The following is a 23,719-nucleotide window of genomic DNA, read 5'->3' as shown; positions in this document are numbered from 1 at the left end:
CATGACTTAACCCCCGGTAGACCCACGCAAAAGGCGTCCAGGCCGGGCCTGAACGCCTTTATTCGGGGAACCAAAACTTCGCTAAGCCTCTCAGCGGTTTACCGGGTCCGGTCGCAATTTGAATTTAAATTAAACCGTTTTCACCTTCGGCAAATTGCGTAACCTCCACTACGGATTCATTCGTGATTTCCGCTAAATCCTAATCTGACGCGCTTAATTGCCCATTTTATCTATTTCGTGCAATAGTGAACGCTCAGTAGCACACGTAATTTCACGATTAACAAATCCCGTTAAATCAAGGATTCAAGCAAGATTACAATTATAAACCGACTTAAAACCGTAACTTACCTCATTTGGGGCCGGACACAAAAAAAGGCCAATTTACCTTGACAAGAATCAAGATAAATGGCCATATTTCGGCTCAATTTAGCTTTTCGCGCTGCCACATCCCCCAAATGTTCGGAATTATGACCGCAGCGATAATCACCAAAACGCCAAAGATCTGGAGGCCACTGACCGTCTCGCCCAAAATCACGAACGCCACCACGATGGACGATGGCAATTCCAGCGATGACAGGATGGGCCCGATGCCTAACTCCAGGTGTGGCATGAAGATCGAGTAGGCCACCAGCGGGAAGACCATCGAGAACAACGCAATCCAAAAGCCCCATTTGACGGTCGGCCAGGTGGTCGGGGCCGTCACGATTTGCGGTGCCCAGACCACGCTGATGAAGATAAACGCCCCTAGACAGAGCAGCCAAGTCTTGGTGAGCGGGTCAAGATTATTGCCCAGACTGGCGGTGAACTGCATGGTGCAGGCGTACCCACAGGCCGCTAAGAACGCAAAGAACAAGCCTAACGGCGACAGCGCTTCAGTAATAGGAAACAGCCCCGCCGCTAGCACGGTCCCCACCAGAACCAAAACGATGCTTAAAACCTGCAACCGCGACGGCCAACGGCGTTGAATCACCGCGCCCAACAGTACGGACAGCCACACAGCCTGCATCAGCATGACCGCTGCGGCCGCCACGGGGATCAGTTTCAACGCCTGAATATAAAAGGTGTTGGTAAACCCCGACCCGCTGCCGGCCGCAATCACCAAAAGCAGTTGTTTCCAGTTGGTGTGCTGGTAGCGCAGCTTGTGACGCCGCACCACGTGGATGATGGCTAGGATCACCACGGCACTAAAAAAGGCCCAGAATAATAACGGCCCGTTGACAACTCCCTCGCGGCGCGCAAGTTTAAACAACGTTGCTGGGATTCCGAAACTAATGGCGCCCAAGCCAACGAAGAGCGGCGCAATTTTTTTCAATTTAACCATCCTTTATGTAGCCAAATACTTCTACCACTTCATGATACACGGCCCAATCGGCCTTGCCAACCACCGGCTTAACGGGCTTGACGCCACAAAAAACGACCCGGGGACGGACCCCGGGTCGTGAGAATTGCTTTGATTCAATTGGTCAGTTAGGCGACTTGCGTTCGCGGCGCACTGATCTTCGCCCGGTTCAATAAGACCGAACTCGTAACCACGGACAGCGAACTGAAGGCCATCGCCAAGCCGGCTAATTCCGGACTCAGCGTGAAGCCTAAGGTGAAGAAGACCCCGGCCGCCACGGGAATCCCCAAGACGTTGTAAACGAACGCCCAGAACAGATTCAGCTTGATTCGGTTGAAGGTCTTCTTGCTCAAAGCCAAAGCCCGGTCGACGTCGCGCAAGTCATTTTTGACCAGCACGATGCCCCCGGAATCGATGGCGATATCGGTCCCGGACCCCATGGCAATGCCCACGTCGGCGGTGGTCAAGGCTGGAGCATCGTTGATGCCGTCACCCACAAAGGCCACCCGTCCGTTTTGTTGGGCTTGCTTGACCTGGTCGGCCTTTTGACCGGGTAAGACATCCGCAATCACGGTGTCGATACCGACTTGCTTGGCCACGGCGTTAGCGACCCGGGAATTGTCCCCGGTCAACATGATGGTCTTTAGGCCACGAGCCTTCAAGTCTGCGATGGCTTCCTTCGACGTTGGTTTCGGGGCGTCTTGAATGGCAATCAATCCAATCACGGTTTTATCGAGGCCAACCAATACCACGGTCTTGGCTTCATCCTGTAATTGGGTTAAGGATTGCTTCAAGGCGGGGCTTAACTGGGCGTTAGCACCCAACTTTTCGTTCCCGACGAAAGCGGTGTGACCGGCAACGGTCGCCGTGACCCCCTGGCCTTCGATGGCGCGAAAGTCCGTCGGGTCACTCAAGGTGACTTGGTCGTGCTTGGCGCGGTCGAGGATAGCCGTCGCCAACGGGTGTTCTGACGCACCTTCCAGACTGGCCGCGATTTGGACGACCTGGGTCTGGTTGCCGACGACATCGGTGACCTTCGGCTTGCCCGCCGTTAAGGTCCCGGTCTTGTCAAAGATGACCGTGTCCACGTCGTTAACGGCTTCCAGAACTTCACCGTTCTTGATCAAGATCCCCATCTTAGCGCCACGGCCTGTCCCGACCATCAAGGCGGTCGGGGTCGCTAACCCTAAGGCACACGGGCAGGCGATGACCACGACGGACACCGCAAAGATCAAGGACTCGGCGAAACTAGCCCCTAAGAACACGTTCCAAACTAGGAAGGTCGCGATAGCCAGCATCAACACGGCGGGCACAAAGATGTTCGAGACCTTATCCGTCAACTTTTGAATTGGCGCGTGGCTGTTTTGGGCCTTTTTCACCAATTCCACGATCTGCGACAACATGGTTCCTTGGCCGACCTGACTAGTCTTGACCAGAAAGGTCCCCGTCTCGTTGACGGTCGCACCAATGACCGCATCATCAACGTGCTTTTCGACCGGGAGACTTTCTCCGGTGACCATCGACTCGTCGACACTGGAACTGCCTTGTGTGATGACGCCGTCGACTGGCACCTTTTGGCCCGGCTTGACCCGGACGATGTCGCCCTTTTGGACTTCATCCAACGGGACCTTGACGAAGGTGTCGCCGCGCTTAACTTCGGCGTTTTTGGCCTGTAGATTGACCAACTTTTCCACGGCGTTGGCGGAGTTGTTACGCATCCGCTCCTCAAAGACTTGCCCTAACAAGACGAAGGTCGTGACGAAGGCCGCACTTTCAAAGAAGACGGCTTGGCCCGTGACCATCGCGTATAAGCTATAAATGTAAGCCGTCGCGGTCCCGATGGCGACCAGCGTGTCCATGTTGGCATGGTGCTTGGTAAATGACGCCCAGGCGCTTTGCCAGAATGGTCGTGCCGATACTAGCATCACAATCGTGGTTAAAATCAATTGGGTCCAGGCACCTCCGGGTAAGGTCCACCCGAAGAGCATACCGATCATCCCCGCTAACATGGGCAACGAGAAGATCAACGAGACCCAGAAACGCTTGGTAATACTCATTTGTCGATGACCACCTTTCCGTGGAACATGTCCATACCACAACTGAAGTCGAATTCACCGGCCTTGTCCGTTGGCACGTTGACCGTGACCGGTTGATTCAACGGCAAGTCTTTCGCAAAGTCGAGGGCTTGTGAGTGAACCTGTCCTAAACACCCCTGGTCACTACGGCGTGTGAACGTCAGTGTCGCCGGTTGTTTCTGCTGTAAGTGAATGGTTTGTGGGGCGTAACCCCCGTCGACGGTGATGTTTGCTTGATTTGCTTTAGTCATTATAAATTGCTTCCTTTCTAAGTTAATAATTGGGATTACTTAATGATGAGTTTGCCGTGAAACATGTCCATGCCACAAGCCCATTGGTACTCGCCGGGCTTGCTGGTGTCGATCTTGATGGCTTGCGTCTGGTTTTGAGGCAGCGCCTGGTTGATGCCGAAATCGCTAAACACGACCCGGTCCAAGCAACTCGAGGCGTCCTGCCGTGTGAAGTTCAAGACCGCGGGGACGCCCTGCTTCAACACGACTTGTTCGGGTGAATAGCCGCCGTTCACGTCAATATCGATACTTTGTTGCCCCGTCGTTTGAGCGGCTTCAACGGTCTTCGTGGCGTGATGGCCAAAGAACCACCAGGCGATGAAACCAATCAATAACAAGCCGATGATTAAAACTAATAATTTCGTCATTCTGGTTCGCTCCTTTTACGTTTACATTTGTAATCTATGGATACAGCGTACAGCCATCGTTTACATTTGTCAACCAAAAGTGACCGAAAAACTGACTTCTCCTGAAAAATCAGGTGATTCCGCAACCCACTTCCCTGATTTCAAGACCCACCAACCGTCGTAAGCGTGCTGACTTCTCCCAACGCAAAAATCCCTAGTCCAACTCAATTGAGCTGGCACTAGGGATTTATTTTTACTCTTGGGTCGGGTGTTGCTGGGCGCGGACCGCAATGATGTGTTGCAAGCGGTCGTGATACCCCCACCGTTTGGTCGCCCGGATGATAGCGTTGTTATCGTGGGTGTGGACCCGCCCGGTGGTCAGCTGATCCGCGTACAGGTCGGGATACGGCACTTGCCGGTGGCGGGCCAGCGCGATTTCAGCGTCCCTGTCATAGTCGACCTTGCGGAAGTCAACGTCCGGCGACTGCTGGCCGTGCGTCGTGATAACAGCGTACTGAGCGCGCAGGTCCGTCGCAAAACGCGTCCAATGCGGAAACGGCATCCCCACGGTTCCGGGGTTCACCACCAGTTGGCCGGCGGTACTTTGCCGCAGCAATTGGTGATGGACGTGACCGTAAATCAGGACGTCGGCGCCACTTCGGGCCAAACGGTCGAATCCTTTTTGGGGTGCGGTCGGACTCAAAGCCTGACCCGAATTTTTTGTGGGTAAATTATGGCTGAGCTGAAAGGTCAGCCCGTCGACGGTCCGGGTCTGGCACAACGGTAATTGCCGAATCCGCTCAATTTCCGTGCTCGCAAGTTGTGCTTGAACGTAATCATCGATGAGGACCTCGTACACGTCGGTGGGGTCCGTTTCATCGATCAACCCATCGACCGTTTCCAAGAAGCCGTCTTCCCAATTGCCCCGAACGTACGCCGTAATGGGCAACGCATCCAGCATCGCCAACAGGTCGTGGGCGCCTGGCCCCGGGACAAACAAGTCGCCTAAGAACCAAAAATCGGTACAGTGCTGCTGCCGGGCGTCTTGAATCACCGCCTGCAGCGCGGTCACGTTCCCGTGAACGTCCGAAATGACCGCAATTTTCCGCATGGTGTCACCTCTTCTATAGATTTGGGTCCCATTATAGCACGCCCGAGTCATAAAAAAGGACCCCGACAATTGCCGGTGGCCCTTAACTCTAATTTGCTAATCACAATGGCGCCATTCTTTATCCAACAATGCTCGCGCCACGAATAACCCCAGCGGCAAGAACATGATGATCAAGACCGCCTTGGTCAGCCACAACGCACCGACACCAATCTGACTGCTCCCAATGCTGTAAACGGCCCGGTAAATGTACAACCCTGGTACCATGATGACGATGGCCGGTACCGTCAGGGAGATGCGCGGATACCCGTTGTAATGGTTGACGGCCGAGGCAATCAGCCCGGCGACCAGCGCCCCGGTAAAGGCCGCAGCGGCAGGCGGCATGGTGGTCAATTGCACCAGTTCGAGCCGTAAGGTGTTGGCCACGGCCCCGATACAACCGGCTGCTACCGCCATCTTTTGCGAACTGTTAAACATCACCGAGAAGCCGTAGACCCCGCAAAAACTGGCCGGAACACGTAATAAAGCCAACGCCCACGGCGACAACCCCAACGGTAAGAATGCCGCGGGGCGAAAATCAAAGCCGGTCGCGACCAGCCAACCGACCAGCGTGGCGATGACCGTGATCATCGTGGCGTAAGCCAAACGTTCCAGGCCCGAACGCATGTCGAGTTTGGAAATGTCCAGCATGCTGGTGATGAACGGGAAGCCCGGAATCACGAACAGCATAGCGCCGATGTACCCGGCCTCGCGTTGCGCTAAAATCTGAAAGGACGATTCGAAGAGCCGGAAACTCAGCATATAAACTAACCCCGCCAGCGCAACACCCACGGCAATACTGGCGACCGTCGATAGTTTGTGCTTGCCCATCAGTGCCCGAGCGTAGTTCCCCACGCCGGCCCCGAGGAAGGAACAAATCATTTCCGGCCAGCCCCCGCCTAGTAGAAAAATGAAGGCGCCACAGGCTAAAGCCGCGGCGACGCCTAACATCCACGGGGCATACTGCGTCGGCCGTTGTTGGACCTCGTCGATCATGGTGTGAATCTCGCGGACGGTCAGAAAGGCAAAGTCGTTTTGGAAGTTTTTGACCATCTCTTCCATGATGTTGAGCTTGTCCGTATTGACCGCCGTATTCGGCAACGTCAAGACCTGTGAGTAACTATCCTCCGGACTAAAACAAGTGTACTGTAACGAAATCAGCCCGATGTCGGCCGAACAGGTCAAATCGAGACTGCGCGCGACGCGGTCCATCGCGTCGCGGACCCGCCAGGCCCCCGTGCCACACGACAACATGGTGATACCGATGCGCCCTACGATAGAAGCCCGCGCTTGTAAACTGGCGTCGCGAGCCGTGACGTCGGCATCTTGGCTCCAATTTTGCCACTTGATCGTCATGTGATGCCGGTGCGACAACGACCATTTTTGATTTAAAGTTGCGACTTGCTTCTTATCCATAACTTCCTCCATCTTGATTTAGACCCAACTAATTATCACGTTCATTATAGGAGCACCTCACGGCAAACTGAAACGCTAAAGCCCACCGTGATAGCGTTTACACTTAACTTAGCGTATACTGAACGTATCTTATTTGGAGGTGTTTGCGATGTCCCGTCACCAACTTGCTCCCCACCGAAAATTGACCAAGCGTGACAAACAACGGCTATTGCCCTTTGCCGCCTTTGAACTGACTGCCAGTACGATTGCCTTAACTGATATCCTCCACGCCCAATCGGTCCGCCATGGCAACAAATTGCTGTGGGCGCTTTTAGCTTTTGTTCAACCGATTGGTCCGTGGCTCTACTTCCTCTTTGGTCAGGAACGCGAGTGATCTTTCAACCAGCCTTACCTTAACGCCTCATCAATCCGGAAACTTTCGGGTTGGTGAGGCGTTTTACATCTCTCCGTCTTCATCCTGTAAATTATAGCGTTACAATTTTCAAAATGTGGTGCTATGAAACATCCATCCGTCTCATCGCACAAAAGTTATAATCTGTTGCGAAATTTTTAACAACATGTAAAACAGCTAAATTTTGTTTATCCCAAGTTAATTCACCTAACCAGCTAAAAAAGCTGTATTACCGGCAATCACGGCTTTTAAATCCTTGAATCATCGCGATGTTATTCTCGATAATTGGTTTCTACGCTTAATTAATACTTGCATTATCTAATAACGGGACTAAGATGTAGGTGAATAAGAGGATAAGTCGTCTACATACTGAAACAAAATTGGAGGATGAGCGGTTATGTTTGAAACCAAAGTACACTATAAGCTTTATAAGGCAGGCAAAAAGTGGCTTGCGGCCGCCATTGGGGTGACCACCTTGGGGATTGGTCTCTCGCAAGCAACTAATGTAAGCGCTTCTGATACGGACACAACCACCGCTAAAGATGAATCTGCCAGTGTCACCACGCAATCGACAACGGCTAAAAAAGTGGTTGCTTTGAAAGCCCAGGCGGCTACCAAACAGACCACAACGACGGACGGTGACAGCAATGACGCCGCTAAGACCAACAGTGAGTCTAATTCGACGCAAACTCAGACTAGTGACGCCACTAACGTCAATGGTCATGACGCGACCGATACTCAGGACGCCACTAACGACGGCAACAGCAGCAACCCGACTGACAGCATCGGCACTTCAGACCAGTCTAATGAAGACAACGAGAGCACAACTCCTGACCAAACTGACGAAAGTACTACCGAAACACCCACAACTGACGTGACCGACCCAAGCGATACCAACACCAAGACCAACGCCGTAGCCCCAAAGGCTGAAGACGCGACCGTCATTCCGACCGCCTCAGCACCGCTGTATACCGATACCACGTATGATCCGGATAAAGCGGTGACAACGGAACCCGCCATCCTCAATAATGCCAGTGGTCACGACGAACCCACGACTGAGACCGTGGACGCCCACGTCCGGTTGACAGCTACAGATGCTCAAGGAAATACCAGCACGTCTTTGACCGACAATAATGGTCTGGGGAATAATCAAGCAGCTTCCATCATTGACGTTAACGCTAAAAACTTGAGTGCCATTTTCAGCCTTACCAACACGACGAAGTCCTCACAATACGCTAACATCCTTTTCACCTTACCGAGTTACCTCGACGAACTGGCTAACCATCAGGTACAAGTCACCTTAACTGATGGTGCCGCTTCAAACGCCGCGCTGTTGGCCGATCTTCCCGCTGGCATGACGCTCACTTATATCGTTAAGGGCGGCGTCTTCAGCACGAATTACACTTATCAACAATTGGTCGCCGCCGGGTATGACCTATCCGATGTTTCCGAAATTCATATCCAAGGGCCCTTAGCTATTGGTGGCTCTTACGTCGCCAAGGTGCCCTTGACTTTAACGAACCCCATTGTTGACGGCACGAACCTAGAGGATTTCCAGGTCTATAACTGTGCGATTAGTTACACTAATCCGCGCACCTTGTATATTCGGATTGGGCAACCGGACCCCGATAAAATTGTGGGTCAATACGTCGCCGTCACGGGTCAAGCAAACCAGCCTTCCCACGACGTCGTTCCCCAAGATATCCAGGACCTGATGCCCGATGTTGAGGCCGGTGACCTGATTATCCACAATTTCGGTTATGATGAAACTCATTCCAGCGGCATGCTCTACACCGGCGGGAGGGTCTTCGTGAATATAAAGAAAATGAACATCGCGAATTTAGTTAAAGACCATGGTTACTCCGTCCTCTTAAATCAAGACGGGACGCCGCAAGACACTTATGTCTATTTTGACGCTGCCAAAGACACGATTATCAACTACGATCCGGCTAGTTCGGACGCGACTGCTCAAACATCTGCTCCCTACGTTTATGTCATCTTACGCAAAGTCATCACCACGCAGGACTCTTCATTGACCGTTAACCAGCAATGGAACAAGGCTGACAATTTTGTCTCCGTTTTAGCTGACGATGATTCCGCCCTGAGTCTTGACCAAGTCCAAGTCAGTGTCGATGACCCGGACAACGTTTTACAAGACGGCAAAGCCGTGAAAGCCGGCACTTTCAAAGTCACCTACGCCTACCAGCTCGCCAATGACTACTATGACACCGGTAACCCGTACATCGTTTCCGAAACGGCTACGGTGACCGTCACGGATCCCAACCAAGGTAGCACCACCGGCGGTAATTCTGGGACCACGGCCGGCGGGAGCACCAGTGGCGGCGACACCACACCGACTGATGATAACTCTGGTACGACCACTGGCGATTCTGGTGATACCATTACGACCGGTGGCGACGGTGATACTATTACGCCGGGCAACACCGATACTTCAACGGCACCCGTCATCACCACTGGTGGTGACGGCGATGAAATCGTGACGGGAAGTGCTGGCGACAAGGCCACAACGGCCCCCGCTAAGTCGCAACCGACAATGAAGAAGTCCAGTACCACACAATTGAAGACCGGTGGCGATGGCGACCAAATCATAACCAGTCGGCAAGGCCAAGCCACTAATGCTCACGGCAGCGCAACAGCGATTGCCAAGGGGCATTCAACTGCCACGACGACCGGCGCAACTGCCGCAACGCCAGCAACTGTCAAGGCCGCACAACCAACGGCATTGGCCCACGCCACGACTAAGCCGAACACGGCCACCACTGCCAATGCGCAACAGCCGGTCAAGCAAGCTAGGAAAACCACTAACGCCGCAACCACTGCGTTACCACAGACCAACGACGCCAACGTCCTTAATCTCATTGCAGCCGGTGCCGCCCTCTTGTTAGGTGCGTTAGGCGTTGCCGCAGATCGACGCAAGCAACACTAATCATAACCAATCTCATCTATCAAATTTAAAATAGCTTGGACCGCTACAGTCACACAATGACTGATGGCGGTCCAAGCTATTTTCATCAGAGCATTAATCAGTTCAGGCCTTTTCAACCAAAACAAGGTCCACTAAAATAAACGTTACATCTTTCATGATGTGGAAACGGCTGTATTAATTTTTAGCTCACACAGCTCACCTAAACTGTTGCCAATTTAGTTAGGGCAATTAAAAATCGAAAAAGTATTTGTTGCTTTTTTATAAAACAAGCTTTACTTAGAATGCCAGTTTATCAGCATTTAGCCACCATTTTATTTTTATCTTATCCAACTCGTTTGATATAAACTAGTTATTATGATTAATTAATTCTTGCATTATCTAAAAAAGGGATTAAGATATAACTAAATAAAAGGAAATCTTGTATACATACTAAACGAAATAACGGAGGATGAGCGGTTATGTTAGAAACTAAAGTGCACTTTAAGCTTTATAAAGCAGGCAAAAAATGGCTCGTGGCCGCCATCGGAGTGACCACCTTGGGAATTGGTCTCTCTCAATCCATAAATGTAAGCGCTTCCGATACTGATTCGACAACCAGTCACACCGCCATCACTGCCGTCGCTGGTCAAACGGACACTAGTAACGAAAGTGAAGACCCTGTAGCGGATACCCCCGATAATGGCGACATCGATTCCGAGAAAGGTGTTTCTGACACATCGCAATCGGAAATTGATAGCGACGAAGATAATACCAACGGCGATACCGTCAAGGAAGACACCACGAACGATCCTAGTAATCCCATCACTGACGACAATAATACCGCCGATAATAACGCTGACAATGAGACCGCCGATAATCAAAACGACGACAAGGGGACGCCCGTAGCTGAGAACACGCCTATCGTTTCGACAGCCACTCCGGCTTCTTCCGCGACGACCTATGATCCAACCCAGGCCGTCACGGACCCTGCCATCGTGAACAACGCCGCCGGACAAGATATTCAAGAAGATACCGCAATTTCCGCACACGTTCGTTTAACGGCAACGGATAGTGCTGGCAATACCACGACTTCGCTGACGAACCACAACTCCATCACCGGGACGAGCCAGGCGGCGACCATCATTAGTTCAGACGCCCAAAACATCAACGCCCTGTTTAACGTGACGAACACGACTGACCAGACGCAAAACGTCAACGTGACCGTTTCGTTACCTCATTCGGTCGATGCAGCCTATAACAACCCAACGCAACTCATTTTAAGCAATGGTACCCCAGCAAGTACCTTCTTAGCTGATCTGCCAGCCACTTTGGCCCTTGCCTTTCAAGCTCACGGCGATAATCAATACTACACTTACGATGACTTTCTGGTGGCCGGTTATCAGTTAGCCGACACCGCAAAATTAAAGGTCACGGGCAAGTTGGCTGGCGACAGTAGTTACATCGTTAATCTCCCCATGAGTTTAAACAACCCCGACGTTTACACCAATAATATGTTTGAACAAATCGGTGTGCTCAACGCCGAATCTGCTACCTATCGCGATGACGTGTTACGGTTCCGGATTGCGCAAGCATTGCCCGAAAGTTTAGCTGGACAGTATCACGCTGCAACCGCCATTAAGCTTGGCATCTCCTATCAATCCGTTCCCGAGGACATCCAGGCCTTGATGCCGGAACTTACAGCGGGACAAGTCACCGTCCACAACTTTGGCGCGGGCGATACCACGTACTCTAGTCAAACCCTCTACACGGGTGGCATCATCGATGTCAACTTGGTCAAAGCGAACATCGCTAACCTGGTCAAAGATGTTGGGTACTCCGTCTTGTTAAACGCAGACGGGACTCCACAAACCAACTATACTTACCTTCTGACACAAACTGGCGTTCAGATGGACGATGGCGCTGATACCGGTGATGGGACCAGCACTAATTTGGCCCCATACATCTACATGACGTTACGCAAGGTCATCACCACGCAGGACTCTGCGTTAACGGTCGGTCAAGACTGGACCGCCGCGGACAACTTCGTTTCTGGTCTCGACGATGCCGATAACCCGTTAAGTCTGGACCAAGTTCAGATCAGCATCGATGATCCTGACAACATTTTACAAGATGGCCAGGCCACTAAGGCTGGGGCGTTCAAAGTCACCTATGCTTACCAAGTTGCTGATGATTATTACAACACCGGCGAACCATACATCGTAGCTGAAACCGCAACTATCACCGTGGCGGATCCTAACCAAAGTACTACGACCGGTAATGGCACAACTACCACGCCAACTAATACCGGCGACACCGACACTACTGGGGACAATACCGGTACTTCAACTGACACCTCTGGCGGTACAACCACTGGTGACACCCCAACGACGGGCAATGCGGGTGACACGGTGACGACCGGTGGCGCTGGTGATACGGTCGCCCCTAACAATACTGACACCACCACACCAGGGACGGACACTGCAGATTCGCCAGTTATCAGTACTGGAAATGCAAATGACACCATCGTCACGGGAAACGCGGCCGATAAACTCGCAACACCCAAAGCCACAATTCATAACGTCCGCACGACGCAATCGAAGCGTAGTGGCGCCGAGAACCAAATCGTCACAAGAAACGCCGACACATCAGCTTCTGTCCAACCGACCGCATTAGTTCACACCACGCCTAATACAAACACGACTAACGTCCAAAAGACCCCTTCACAACCTGGTCAACGTGCCAACACCACGTCTAACTTACCGCAAACTAATGAAACCAAACCAACTGGTTTCATTGCGGCGGGGATGGCCCTTCTGTTAGGGACACTCGGGCTGGTAACGGATCGGCGCAAGCAACATTAATCGCAATCGAGCTAACCTATCAAATTTAAACTAGCTTAGACTACTACAGTCACACAATGACTGATGGCAGTTTAAGCTAGTTTTTGTTCGTCGGAACGTTAATCCGTTTAATTCTTTTTAGCCAGGATAAAAATTATTAAAGCAACCGTTACAGTTTTTTTAATATGGAAATATCAGCACTTATTTTTCAGTTTACACAATTCATCTAATCTGTTGCCAATTTAGTTAGGCGACTTAAAAATCGAAAAAATATTTGTTGCTTTTTGCTACGATTAAGTTTGCTCAGAATGCCGATTTATCGGTATTTATAAGCCTTATTTATTTCCCTCACACACAATTCATTTGATATAAACTAATTATTATGATTAATTAATTCTTGCATTATCTAAAAAAGGGATTAAGATATAACTGAATAAAAGGAAATCTTGTATACATACTAAACGAAATAACGGAGGATGAGCGGTTATGTTTGAAACTAAAGTACATTTTAAGCTTTATAAGGCTGGCAAGAAGTGGCTCGTGGCCGCCATCGGGGTGACCACCTTAGGTATTGGTCTCTCCCAAACCACGATTGCCAACGCCGATTCGACCTCATCAAGTTCTGATGCCGCCACGACGGCCGTGAGCGATCAAAGTTCAGCGACTCAAAACAAAGTTGTCCCGTTAAAGGCAACTAAGTCGACCACCGAAAAACCGGTTACCACTAACGGTGACGCGGTAACCAGTACCAAGGACAGTGCCGCTAACACAACAAATGTTCAAAATTCAAGCGCTACCACTACCGAAAAAGCCGACCTGAATGTTAATTCAGCAGCTAACGCTGCCGCCAACAGTGGGGCCACTACTAATGTGGGGACCAGCAGCAGTTCAACGCCTAACGATGACGCGTTGACCAACACTAATAAAGCCAATGACGTTAACAATGACACGACCGCTAACAACACGACTAATGATGTTGCCAATGACGGCACTACTAACGATAACGACGCCACTGATGTCGCAACTGATAAAACCGCTGATGACGCGATAACGACGCACAATATCCAAACTGAAGACTCCATCGTCGTCCCAACGGCCACCCCAGCTTCCACACAAACGACCTATGATCCAACCCAGGAAACCACGGAACCAGCTATCGTGAACAACGCTAGTGGCCACGACGTCCAACCTGATGATGACGTCCAAGTCCACGTCCGGTTAACCGGGACTGATGCGCAAGGAAACACATCGACCTCACTGACCGAAACCAACGGCTTAAAGAGTGACCAAGCGGCCTCCATTATTGATTCCAGGATCGCTGACCTAAGCGCCATTTTCAACATTACAAATACGACCGACCAGGCGCAAAACATCAACTTCCTGTTCATGTTGCCGAGTTACGCGGACTCTGCAAGTAGCCGGGCTGCTCAAGTCACCTTAGCTGATGGCACCCCAGCCAGCGACTTCTTAGCCGATTTACCCGATGGTGTCAACTTGACCTTCATGTTGCGTGGGGGTGGGATGAGCTACAGTTACGCCGATCTCTTAGCGGCGGGCTATAGTTTGGCCGACGTCGAAGAAATGCGGTTCCAAGGAACGCTAGCAGCCAACGCCGCCTACGTGGCCAAGGTCCCATTGACCATCACTGATCCGCAACTCTACAGCACCAATCTCGAACAAATTGACTTGATGAACTACACGGCGGGGACATCTGGTGCCTTGTATTTCCGCATCGCCGCACCAGCACCGGATAAAATTGTCGGTCAATACTATGCTGTCGCCGCGGGCCAAATCTCCTTACACAATTTCGGGCCTGGTGATGACACTTACTCTGGCTCTACCCTATACACGGGTGGGCTAATCGATGTCAATCTGACCAAGGCAAACATCGATGACCTGGTCAAAGATTATGGGTATTCCGTCTTGTTAAACAAAGATGGAACCCCCCAGACCGATTACACTTACCGTCTGACACCAACTGGCGTTCAGGTAAACGGTGACTCTGGCACTACCGGTGATGGGACCAGCAGTACATTGGCCCCATACATCTACATTACGTTACGCAAGGTCATCACCACGCAAGACTCCGCGTTAACAGTCGGCCAAGATTGGACTGCCGCGGACAACTTCGTTTCTGGCCTCGACGATAACGACGACCCACTGAATTTGGACCAAGTTCAAGTCAGCATCAGCGACCCTGACAACATCTTACAAGATAGCAAAGCAACTAAGGCTGGGACTTTCAAAGTCACCTACGCTTACCAAGTCGCCGATGACTACAATAATACCGGCGACCCGTACATCGTCGCCGAAACCGCAACCATCAACGTCACGGATCCTAACCAAGGTACCACGACCGGTGGTGGCACGACTACCACGCCAGATAACACCGGTGACAATACTGGGACGTCAACAAACAATTCTGACGATACAACGACAACCGGTGACAACCCAACGACTGGCAATGCGGGCGACACGGTGACGACCGGTGACGCTGGTGATACGGTCACCACAAACGATACTGACGACTCGACTACGCCAAGCATTTCCACTGGGGAGGCTGGCGACACCATCATCACGGGAAACGCGTCCGATAAACTCGCAACGCCGCAATCAACGACCCAAGCCACAACTAAGAACGCTCGCGCAACACAATTGAAGCGTGGTGGCAACGCTGACCAAATCGTCACCGGAAACACAGAGACGTCAACGACCACTCGTCACGCGACAGTAACGGGCGCTTATACGCCGACTGGAACAGCCACCGCAACGGCTACACCAGCAACGACGACTAGTAACGCCGCTCAGCCGACCATGTTAGCCCACACCACGACTCAGGCAAACACGGTTAACACCCAAAAGACTGGTCAAGCTACCAACACCGCCACGATTGGCTTACCCCAAACCAATGAAACCAAGTCAACTGGTTTCATTGCGGCGGGCATGGCCCTCTTGTTAGGCGCGTTCGGCATGGCAACGGACCGGCGTAAACAACACTAATCAATTATTAGGATATGATATAAAAAACAGCTCGGTTTCAAGCGCCACTTTGATTGTGGTCATTGAAATCGAACTGTTTTTTTGTTGGCTTGTTATCAGTGATAGCGGTCCCGGTTATGCCCCACCAGGTCTTCATTTGCGATGCCAATCAATCACTACTTAAAAATTTGCTAGTTTTCCAAACCACGTGATAAAAAAAGATAGCTAATTTTCAGAAAATAAAGTAAGATGAGTCGTTACCAAAAAAGTGCGGTAACGAGTCATTGCAACGACAATCATAGATGCGGAGGCGCACAAGCATGGGATACTTATACTTAGGAATTGCCATCACGGGGGAACTCGTGGGCACCAACTTATTGAAAGCTTCGGATGGGTTTACACGGTTACCCTTCACGGCCGGGAGTTTGCTGGCCTATATACTTTGTTTCTATTTCTTATCACTGGCCATTAAAACCATCGATTTAAATATTGCCTATGCCTTGTGGGGTGGCGTTGGGATCGTCGTTACCACGGTGCTTTCCGTCTTGATTTGGCACGAGCAGATCAACCCGGTCATCATCTCGGGAATTGCCCTTATCGTGGCCGGCACCGTTCTTTTAAACCTCAACGTCGGTTAACCAATTTCAGCACTAAAGCTCAGCAATCCAAAACCGGGTCCGGACCAATGTCCGCGACCCGGTTTATTTTTATTTCGACGGCAGTAGTGTCTTGCTATACCAGTTGACTCGGTCCACGTTTGGCGCCGCGGTGATCCCAGGAACCAACGTAAAGCCCAATTTTTCCAGAACCCGCTGGGAACGGTGGTTATCCGGTAAACAGTCCGCAAACAACCGGGTCACTTGGCCCCCTTCGCGGGTAATCAACCGCAGACTGGCCCGCACTGCCACGGGCATGATGCCATGGCCCCAAACATGCGGCGTCAAAAAATACCCCAAGTCATAGACGTTGGCCTGATTCCCATGTTGATAGTAAAGAATCGTCCCCACGAAGCGCCGTTCGCGCCGGTCAATCACCGCAAAAGCGTATGGACTATGGCGGTCCTTCTCGAACCAGTAAGCCAACAGGTTGGGGGCAATCGTTGCGGGCTGGCCGCTGGCGCTGGCCAAGCGGGGGTCCATCAAAATGTGTTGGTAATCGGCTAAGTCACTCAGTTCTAAGGGACGCACCCGGATGCGGGCCGTTTCTTCCATCATCCTAATTCCTTCTTTCGGCGATTAATATCCCCATTATACGCTTCTTTACCTACGAGATACCCATTGACACCGCCTGGTTGAACCACCACACTGGATAACAAGACTAATGACTTAAAGGAGGTCAACATTGTGACCTGGGCGTTCATTATTTTCCCCGCCCTACTCGCCGGTTTAGTCCAAGGCTTGACCGGTTTCGGGGCGGTCATCATCATGATGATTTTCTTCCCTTCGATTCTACCCATGGCCCAAGCCGCCGGGATAGGCGGTGTTATCATGTTCGTGAGCGTGCTGGGGCTCACGTTACGTTACCATCGCTACATCAAGTTCAAGCGTATCGTGATTCCCTTCATCGTTTATGCGGCAGTCGCCACCTGGTCGGTCCACTTGGACCACGTCTTGGACGCACATCTGTTACGACTGATGTTAGGCGGGCTACTGGTCGCGTTGTGTTTGTATTTCACGCTGGTCAAAAATGCCGGGGCGCGCCACTACCCGTGGTACGTTGCCGGACTTTTCATGATCATTTCGGGGTTCTTCAACGGCCTCTTCGGGATTGGTGGCCCCTTGATGGCCCTTTACTTTCTGTCCTTATCCCGCTCGATGCCCGAATACATCGCTACCATTCAAGGGTTCTTTTTACTCGATGCCGTTTACATCACTAGCATCCGGGTCGCCAACGGTATTTTAGTGGCGCAGGATATCCCTTACATCCTGGTCGGTATGGTTGCCGCCGCGTTAGGGACTTTGATTGCTGCGCACCTGCTGAACCGAATCGACGGGGAGACCCTTAAGAAGTGGATTTACGGGTTCATCGGGCTGAGTGGCCTCTACTACCTGTTTTTCTAGCGATGTTCCACGTGAAACAACGGGCGCCAACAAACTATGTTAGGATAAGACATTAGCTTACCTGGGAGGGAAATTCACTTGCGACCCAACTCTAAATTTATTCAACGACTTCAACGCTTCATGCTGGGGCGTTACGGCCAAAACGATACCCTGAATCGCTGGCTCAACGGGCTCTCACTGATCCTGTTGATTCTCAGTTTCTGGCGCAGCCTGCATTGGTTGTTCTGGGTGGCGTTCGTGTTGCTGATCATCAGTTACTGGCGCTTGTTTTCCCGGCAGATTTACCGGCAAGTCGCTATCAACCGCGGTTTTCAACGCCTATGGTTTCCGGTGATTCGGCCCCTGACGCGGTCGCGTTACTGGGTCAGCCAGCACCGTCAATACAAATTTTTCCGCTGTGCGCAGTGTCATCAGCGCATTCGCATTCCTCGGCACCACGACCACGTGCGCATCACCTGTCCCAAATGTGGGCACCAATTCGACGCGCGGACCTAACGTAAAAGCTCGCAACAGTTGTCCTCAAAGGACGCCGTTGCGAGCTTTTTCATTCAATCTAATCGGTTAAACTTCCTGTTCAGCTGGCCGAATCAAGACTTCACTCACGGCCACGTGTTCTGGCTGGTCAATCGCAAAGAGCACGGAATTCGCCACGTCTTCGGGATTGAGCGCTAAGCCCTGGCTTTCCTGGGCGGCCATCAACTGACTGATATTATGCTGAATTTCCGGATTACCAATCGTGTTGACCAATTCCGTTTTGACCGCGCCCGGTGACACGATGGTCGCGCGAATCCCGTGGCCCTTTTCTTCTTGGCGTAAGTCTTCCATGATGGCCCGCACGGCGTACTTCGTTCCGTTGTAGACCGCGGAATCCGGGTAGACCACGTGCCCCGCCACGGAATCCGTGGTGATGATCAACCCGGCATGTTGCTGTTGCATGATGGGGAGCACTTCACCGATACCGTTCAAGACGCCCATCACGTTGACGTCTAGCATCAGCTGCCACTTGTCGTATTCCCGGTCGGCCAGGTTCCCTTGGGGCATGGTGCCGGCATTGTTGTACAACACGTCGATCCGTCCATACTGACTCATGGCCAGGTCTAACAGCGCGTGGACCTGGTCGCGCTTGGTGACGTCCGTGACCTGGTAACTGGCGTTTTCACCAATTTCTTGAGCTAAGGCCTGTAACCGGTCTTGCCGCCGGGCGCCCAAGACCACCTTGGCGCCTTTAGCCGCTAACAACTTGGCCGTGGCGGCCCCGATACCGCTAGAAGCCCCGGTAATCACAACAACTTTTCCTGCAACACTCATTGATAAAAATCTCCTTTTTAAATCAAAATGACGACTCAATTTTCTTAATCACTTTTGCGGGGACGCCCGCCACGACCGTTGCGGCCGGGACGTCCTTGGTGACCACTGCTCCGGCGGCAACCACGGCGTTTTCACCCACCGTGACGCCCGCTAAGATGGTGGCGTTGGCGCCCACCCAGGCATTCTTTTGAATGCGAATCGGGTCCGCCAAGACTTCATGTCGGTGCGCTGGGTCCAAGGGATGGTTGACTGACAAGAGGCTGGCACCCGGGCCAATTAGGACGTTATCTTCTAAGATGATGCCACCTAAATCGGTAATCATCACGCCACTGTTGAGAAAGACCCCGTGGCCCAACTTGAGGCCGCGACCGTAATCTGTGTAGAACGGTAAGCGAATCTCGACTGAGTCATCGATCGATTGGCCCGTGATTTCACCCATTAATTGACGAATCTCGGCCGGGTGATGTTGTCCCGTATTGAGGTGTTGAACCAGGCGCTGTTTTTGGTCGACCACGCCCTGAATCCCTTGTAAAGTTGCTAAGTCTAATTTCATTTGACTTCCCCCTTGAGTAAGTACCACTTAGTATACGAGCGGACGTTAAACATATCAAATACCTATATTTCATGTTAAAGTATAGTCAAAAAGCATTCTTAGGAGGAAATGCCATGGAACTACGTGTTTTACGGTACTTTATTGCATTAGCCCAAGCCAAGACGGTCAGTGGTGCCGCGCGGGCGTTACATTTGTCCCAACCCACCCTGTCACGGCAACTGACCGACCTCGAGACCGAAGTCGGCACGCCGCTCTTCACTAGGGGCGCGCGCCAAATTACGCTCACTGCACAGGGCCGTTACCTGTTGAGCCGGGCCACGACCATCATCGCACTGGTCGACAAAACCACCCAAAATCTTCAAACTCAACAACCCATTTTGAGCGGTAGCCTGGACATCGGCGCCGGCGAAAGCCAGGGCATGGCGCGGCTGATGGCCTTAATCGCCGGGATCCAAAAAGATTACCCCGCCGTGACGGTCCATTTGCATAGTGGGGACGCCCCGCTAGTCGAAGACCAACTGACAAACGGCCGCCTCGACTTCGGGGTCATCATGGGGTCGCGCCAATTGACCAACTTCCACGCCCTCAAACTCCCGGAAACCAATCAGTGGGGCGTGCTGTTGCCCAAAACGGCGCCGCTAGCCCGCCAAGTTAGCATCGCGCCCACCGACTTAGTGGGTCACCCGCTCTTGATCTCCGAACAAGCCCAAACGCACCACCGCTTTCAGGACTGGTGGCGCAACGTGGCTACTGACCTCACCATCAACGGGACCTACAACTTGCTGTTTAACGCCAGCCTACTGGTCCAAAACGGGAGTTGCTACGCCCTAGGCTTTGACCAGTTGAGCGATACCAGCGCTAATTCGCCGCTCACATTTCGCCCGTTGACCCCGCCACAGGTCGATCCCATCACAATCATCTGGTCGCGGACCCAACCACTATCACCCGTGGCCCAGCTGTTCTTACAACGCCTCCAAGCTAACTTAACCACCCCGTAAACCAAAAAACGGACGCCAACGATAGGCTGCGTTGGCGTCCGTTTGACACTATTCTGCTTAGTTTTCTGGCGTCGTCAGACTCTGCCACCAGGTTAAAATCTTGGTCTGCACCGTGGCCGTATCTTGCAACTCCCCGGCCGTCATTTCGAGACCTGGTAACGTTGCGTGATCACCCGCCAGCTTAGCAAAGTCAGCTTCATACTGCCCCGCCACGCCGGCGTCGGTGTAAAACGGGACCAGTTGCCCGCTAAACGCCGGTAACGTCGCCAAGAGTTCCCGGACTGGCGTCGAGACCGTTCCGGACCAGACCGGGCCGCCAATCAAGAGGCGGTGATAGCCACTCAAATCGGGTAGCGACGTGGTCAACGCCGGCAGTTTGCCGGCGGCCAGCTGTTGCTTAGCCACTTTGTCGGTTGCCGTCATGTCCGCGGGAAAGGTGTCGGGGGCCACCGTAACCGCGAGCCGGTCGGCCTGCAGCGCCGTTTGCAACTGTTGGGCCAACTTGGGCGTGGTGCCGGACCAAGAGTAATCTAGAATCAATGTATCAGTCATGTTACTGTACTCCTTACTTGTTTACCAGCTCTGAATCGAAGGGCCCACCGTCATCTCGTTAACGGTCGTATCTTCCGGCTGGTTGATGGCGTAGGCCACCACGTCAGCGATCCGTTGCGGGCTGATTTGGTAAGCATCGTACAAGTCTTGGGCGTCCTGAGCCGTTGAGTTGTCCGTAATCGTGTCTAATAATTCTGATTGAATGGCGGCCGGGTAAATCGTCGTGGTCCGAATGTGGGTCTTTTCTTGGGCCGATTCCATCCGTAAGACTTCCATCAAGTCCTTGACCGCCCACTTGGTCGCCCCATAAATGGCGCCACCCGGGTAAGCCTTCAACCCAGCAACGGACGAAGTAGCGATGATTTGACCGTGCTTTTGCGCCGTGAAGTCCGGCAAGACCGCCGCGATGCCATACATGACACCCTTTAAATTGACGTCGACCATCTGGTCCCACTCGTCCACGTGCAACGCTGAAAGGGGTGAGTTCGGCATTAACCCAGCGTTCAAGAACAACACGTCCACTTGCCCGTAGGTGTCCTTGGCTAACTGAACCAGCGCCTGACTGTCCGCGCGTTTCGTCACGTCGGTCACCCGGTAGGTCGCTGTGCCGCCTGCCTGTTCGATGTCGTTAACAATCTGTTGGAGCTTGGTTTCTCGCCGCGAACCTAAAACCACCTTGGCACCTTCAGCCGCTAATTGCTTGGCTGTGGCTTCACCGATACCAGAAGAAGCCCCCGTAATCAGCACAACTTTATCTTTAATTGCCATGTGAGAATTCCACCTTTCTTTATTTTGTGTTAGACTCACCCTAAACCCTCAAGCGGACTTGAGGGCAAGCGTAACTTTTGAATTTTAGAATGGAGGACCTTTCATGCCCACTAAAACCACTTATTCCATCAGCGAAGTCGCGACTCAATTTCAATTGTCCGTCCCCACCTTACGCTACTACGACCAGCAAGGCCTCATCCCCGGTCTGAGTAAGAACGCAGCCGGCTACCGGCAATTCACCGCTAAGGACTTGAATACTTTACGCATCGTCGAATGCCTGAAGCGGACCGGCCTGTCTATTCGCGACATTAAGCAATTCATGACACTCGTCCAGGCTGGTGACTCGACGTTATCTCAACGTCTGGCGCTCTTTCAACACGCCCGGCAACGCATGGCCGACCAACTCGAGCAACTCGAACAGACTTTTGCGGTCCTCGATTATAAATGTGACTACCACCAACGCGCTGTCGACAACGGCACCGAAGCCCACGTTCAGGCCCAACACCCCGATTTACCAGACCCGCAACTATTACGCGAGCTCCAATTGCGCGGCCGCGGCGTGAATCTTCTGGACGCTGTTGATGACCAAGGGGAAACCAATAAACGGCAAGAGCTGTAAGGCCGACCAGACCAAAATCGTTTCGGAGTTACCCGCTTTTAAGCTGCCTTTAGCGTGAGCGTTAATCTGAAAATCCACGTTCAAGGTAATCAATGCCATCAAGCCGTAGCGCTCCCGTTGGGCTACGGTCAAACTGGGGCGCTGGTAATATTGGGTGAAGAAATGGTCCGTTAACCATTCCGGTAGGCATTGATTGGCCTTCGCCGGCAGGTCGGCCATTAAATCCTTGATTTCGGTCCCGTACAGTTGGGCTTGAATCGCCGCCCCCGCTTCAGCGGACGTCGCCGTGGCTGGGGCCGGCGTCACCGTAAGATCTTGATCGCGAAAGACCGCGTGAATCCGGCGCAAGGCCAACGTGACCTTGGGCAAGCCCACGACCGGTTCCAATTGGTACACGACTTCTAGCAACTTGACGGGAGTCACGCCCGCCGCTAAGGTTGCCGCAATCTGAGCGGACAACGTGGTGTCACTCTGTTGGACCACCATCGCGATTAAGGGAATCAGTTCGGTGTCGCCCGGGTCCAAGGCCACGGTATCGGCACGAATCGCTCTAATAAAGTCCTCTTCTAAGTTCAGAAAGTCGGGGTCGTCGGGAATCCAAGTTTGTAACCGTTGATTTAATTTGTTTGCCATAATGGTCACCTCTAGATGTACTTGCCAGCCTGCATATCCGCAATTTTATGCTTCACGATGGTTAAATTATTCTGCAATAATGACGCTAAATCCTGAATCGGTTGCTGATGATGTTTCATAATCTCCAGTCGTTTTGGCCGCGTTTTAACGCCGTCCTGAAGCAGGTCGACGTAACGGCGAATCTCGGCCAACGACATGTTGGTGGTCCGAAAACACGCGATCAAGCGCAATGACTCTAGCGAGTCCTCGTCGAAGGCCCGGTTGTTATGCGCGTCGCGTTGGTGGTTGGGAATCAGCCCCTATTGGTCGTAGTAGCGAATCCGATAAGTGGACACCCCCACCAGTTGGGCCGCTTCTTTGATACTATAGCTCATTTTATCAGGCCCCTTAGTCAATTTTGCTTTTAATTATAAGGGTCCCCACCAATCCCGCCAACTATTTCGCCCCCACACGACTCACCCATCTGAATTTTTCGAGT

At 52.2% G+C, this 23,719-nt stretch carries 21 protein-coding genes and 1 pseudogene; 9 read left to right on the top strand and 13 right to left on the bottom strand.

Features of this window, described 5'->3' with window-relative positions:
• Positions 1–421: 421 nt before the first annotated feature.
• From H3M12_RS03975 to H3M12_RS03950, 6 genes are all read right to left on the bottom strand, one after another.
• Positions 422–1,312, bottom strand: a complete 891-nt coding sequence (locus tag H3M12_RS03975; protein ID WP_129033204.1) for an EamA family transporter — start codon at positions 1,310–1,312, stop codon at positions 422–424.
• A gap of 155 nt (positions 1,313–1,467) precedes the next feature.
• A complete protein-coding gene (locus H3M12_RS03970) occupies positions 1,468–3,396 on the bottom strand; it encodes a copper-translocating P-type ATPase (protein WP_129033203.1) in 1,929 nt (642 codons plus the stop codon).
• Positions 3,393–3,665: a cupredoxin domain-containing protein gene (locus H3M12_RS03965; RefSeq protein WP_129033202.1), complete on the bottom strand. Its 273-nt coding sequence runs from the start codon at positions 3,663–3,665 to the stop codon at positions 3,393–3,395. The genes H3M12_RS03970 and H3M12_RS03965 overlap by 4 nt, the downstream gene beginning before the upstream one ends.
• Positions 3,666–3,700: 35 nt before the next feature.
• Entirely contained in the window at positions 3,701–4,072 is a 372-nt protein-coding gene (locus H3M12_RS03960; RefSeq protein WP_129033201.1) for a cupredoxin domain-containing protein, read from the bottom strand.
• Between the two features lie 232 nt (positions 4,073–4,304).
• Positions 4,305–5,162: a metallophosphoesterase family protein gene (locus H3M12_RS03955; RefSeq protein WP_170955006.1), complete on the bottom strand. Its 858-nt coding sequence runs from the start codon at positions 5,160–5,162 to the stop codon at positions 4,305–4,307.
• A gap of 96 nt (positions 5,163–5,258) precedes the next feature.
• Positions 5,259–6,614 carry a threonine/serine exporter family protein gene (locus tag H3M12_RS03950; RefSeq protein ID WP_129033199.1) on the bottom strand — a complete coding sequence of 452 codons (1,356 nt, stop codon included), beginning with the start codon at positions 6,612–6,614 and terminating at the stop codon, positions 5,259–5,261.
• Positions 6,615–6,762: 148 nt separating this feature from the next.
• On the opposite strand from H3M12_RS03950, the gene H3M12_RS03945 reads away from it, so the two are divergent.
• The 5 genes from H3M12_RS03945 to H3M12_RS03925 all read left to right on the top strand — a co-directional run bounded on the left by H3M12_RS03945 (position 6,763) and on the right by H3M12_RS03925 (position 16,388).
• A complete protein-coding gene (locus H3M12_RS03945; RefSeq protein ID WP_129033198.1) occupies positions 6,763–6,987 on the top strand; it encodes a PLD nuclease N-terminal domain-containing protein in 225 nt (74 codons plus the stop codon).
• Positions 6,988–7,402: 415 nt separating this feature from the next.
• Positions 7,403–9,952 (top strand): KxYKxGKxW signal peptide domain-containing protein, encoded by a 2,550-nt coding sequence (locus H3M12_RS03940; protein WP_182151046.1) that lies wholly within the window; start codon positions 7,403–7,405, stop codon positions 9,950–9,952.
• Positions 9,953–10,410: 458 nt separating this feature from the next.
• Positions 10,411–12,792: a KxYKxGKxW signal peptide domain-containing protein gene (locus H3M12_RS03935; RefSeq protein WP_182151045.1), complete on the top strand. Its 2,382-nt coding sequence runs from the start codon at positions 10,411–10,413 to the stop codon at positions 12,790–12,792.
• Positions 12,793–13,257: 465 nt separating this feature from the next.
• Positions 13,258–15,771 (top strand): KxYKxGKxW signal peptide domain-containing protein, encoded by a 2,514-nt coding sequence (locus H3M12_RS03930; protein WP_182151044.1) that lies wholly within the window; start codon positions 13,258–13,260, stop codon positions 15,769–15,771.
• Between the two features lie 299 nt (positions 15,772–16,070).
• Complete coding sequence (locus H3M12_RS03925) at positions 16,071–16,388, top strand: DMT family transporter (RefSeq protein ID WP_182150946.1); 318 nt, start codon at positions 16,071–16,073, stop codon at positions 16,386–16,388.
• 69 nt (positions 16,389–16,457) lie between these two features.
• On the opposite strand, the gene H3M12_RS03920 is transcribed toward H3M12_RS03925, so the two are convergent.
• The gene (locus H3M12_RS03920) at positions 16,458–16,964 is read right to left on the bottom strand and encodes a GNAT family N-acetyltransferase (RefSeq protein ID WP_129032367.1); all 507 of its coding nucleotides are present in this window, start codon (positions 16,962–16,964) and stop codon (positions 16,458–16,460) included.
• Positions 16,965–17,093: 129 nt separating this feature from the next.
• Between H3M12_RS03920 and H3M12_RS03915 the strand changes: the two genes are divergently transcribed.
• Positions 17,094–17,810 carry a sulfite exporter TauE/SafE family protein gene (locus tag H3M12_RS03915; RefSeq protein ID WP_182150945.1) on the top strand — a complete coding sequence of 239 codons (717 nt, stop codon included), beginning with the start codon at positions 17,094–17,096 and terminating at the stop codon, positions 17,808–17,810.
• Between the two features lie 78 nt (positions 17,811–17,888).
• Positions 17,889–18,305, top strand: a complete 417-nt coding sequence (locus tag H3M12_RS03910; RefSeq protein ID WP_182150944.1) for a Zn-Finger Containing protein — start codon at positions 17,889–17,891, stop codon at positions 18,303–18,305.
• Between the two features lie 66 nt (positions 18,306–18,371).
• Here H3M12_RS03910 and H3M12_RS03905 read toward each other — a convergent pair whose 3' ends face one another.
• Together H3M12_RS03905 and H3M12_RS03900 are read right to left on the bottom strand one after the other, a co-directional pair.
• Positions 18,372–19,118 carry an SDR family oxidoreductase gene (locus H3M12_RS03905; protein WP_129032361.1) on the bottom strand — a complete coding sequence of 249 codons (747 nt, stop codon included), beginning with the start codon at positions 19,116–19,118 and terminating at the stop codon, positions 18,372–18,374.
• A 22-nt stretch (positions 19,119–19,140) separates the two neighbouring features.
• Positions 19,141–19,671, bottom strand: a complete 531-nt coding sequence (locus H3M12_RS03900; protein ID WP_182150943.1) for a DapH/DapD/GlmU-related protein — start codon at positions 19,669–19,671, stop codon at positions 19,141–19,143.
• A gap of 113 nt (positions 19,672–19,784) precedes the next feature.
• On the opposite strand from H3M12_RS03900, the gene H3M12_RS03895 reads away from it, so the two are divergent.
• Complete coding sequence (locus H3M12_RS03895; protein ID WP_129032357.1) at positions 19,785–20,669, top strand: LysR family transcriptional regulator; 885 nt, start codon at positions 19,785–19,787, stop codon at positions 20,667–20,669.
• Between the two features lie 57 nt (positions 20,670–20,726).
• Here the strand turns inward: H3M12_RS03895 and H3M12_RS03890 are convergent, their stop codons facing one another.
• Both H3M12_RS03890 and H3M12_RS03885 read right to left on the bottom strand, forming a co-directional pair.
• Positions 20,727–21,221 carry a flavodoxin gene (locus H3M12_RS03890; RefSeq protein ID WP_129032355.1) on the bottom strand — a complete coding sequence of 165 codons (495 nt, stop codon included), beginning with the start codon at positions 21,219–21,221 and terminating at the stop codon, positions 20,727–20,729.
• A 21-nt stretch (positions 21,222–21,242) separates the two neighbouring features.
• The gene (locus H3M12_RS03885; RefSeq protein ID WP_129032353.1) at positions 21,243–21,989 is read right to left on the bottom strand and encodes an SDR family oxidoreductase; all 747 of its coding nucleotides are present in this window, start codon (positions 21,987–21,989) and stop codon (positions 21,243–21,245) included.
• A gap of 103 nt (positions 21,990–22,092) precedes the next feature.
• Between H3M12_RS03885 and H3M12_RS03880 the strand changes: the two genes are divergently transcribed.
• Positions 22,093–22,608 (top strand): MerR family transcriptional regulator, encoded by a 516-nt coding sequence (locus tag H3M12_RS03880; protein ID WP_129032351.1) that lies wholly within the window; start codon positions 22,093–22,095, stop codon positions 22,606–22,608.
• On the opposite strand, the gene H3M12_RS03875 is transcribed toward H3M12_RS03880, so the two are convergent.
• Both H3M12_RS03875 and H3M12_RS03870 read right to left on the bottom strand, forming a co-directional pair.
• Complete coding sequence (locus H3M12_RS03875; RefSeq protein WP_129032350.1) at positions 22,519–23,241, bottom strand: carboxymuconolactone decarboxylase family protein; 723 nt, start codon at positions 23,239–23,241, stop codon at positions 22,519–22,521. The genes H3M12_RS03880 and H3M12_RS03875 overlap by 90 nt on opposite strands.
• Positions 23,242–23,252: 11 nt before the next feature.
• Positions 23,253–23,615, bottom strand: a pseudogene (locus H3M12_RS03870) (MerR family transcriptional regulator).
• Positions 23,616–23,719 lie beyond the last annotated feature (104 nt).

Origin of the sequence: Levilactobacillus suantsaii, from assembly GCF_014069315.1 — a bacterium.
In the GTDB taxonomy this organism is placed as follows: Bacteria; Bacillota; Bacilli; order Lactobacillales; family Lactobacillaceae; genus Levilactobacillus; species Levilactobacillus suantsaii.
This window is presented reverse-complemented; position numbering and strand designations above follow the sequence as displayed.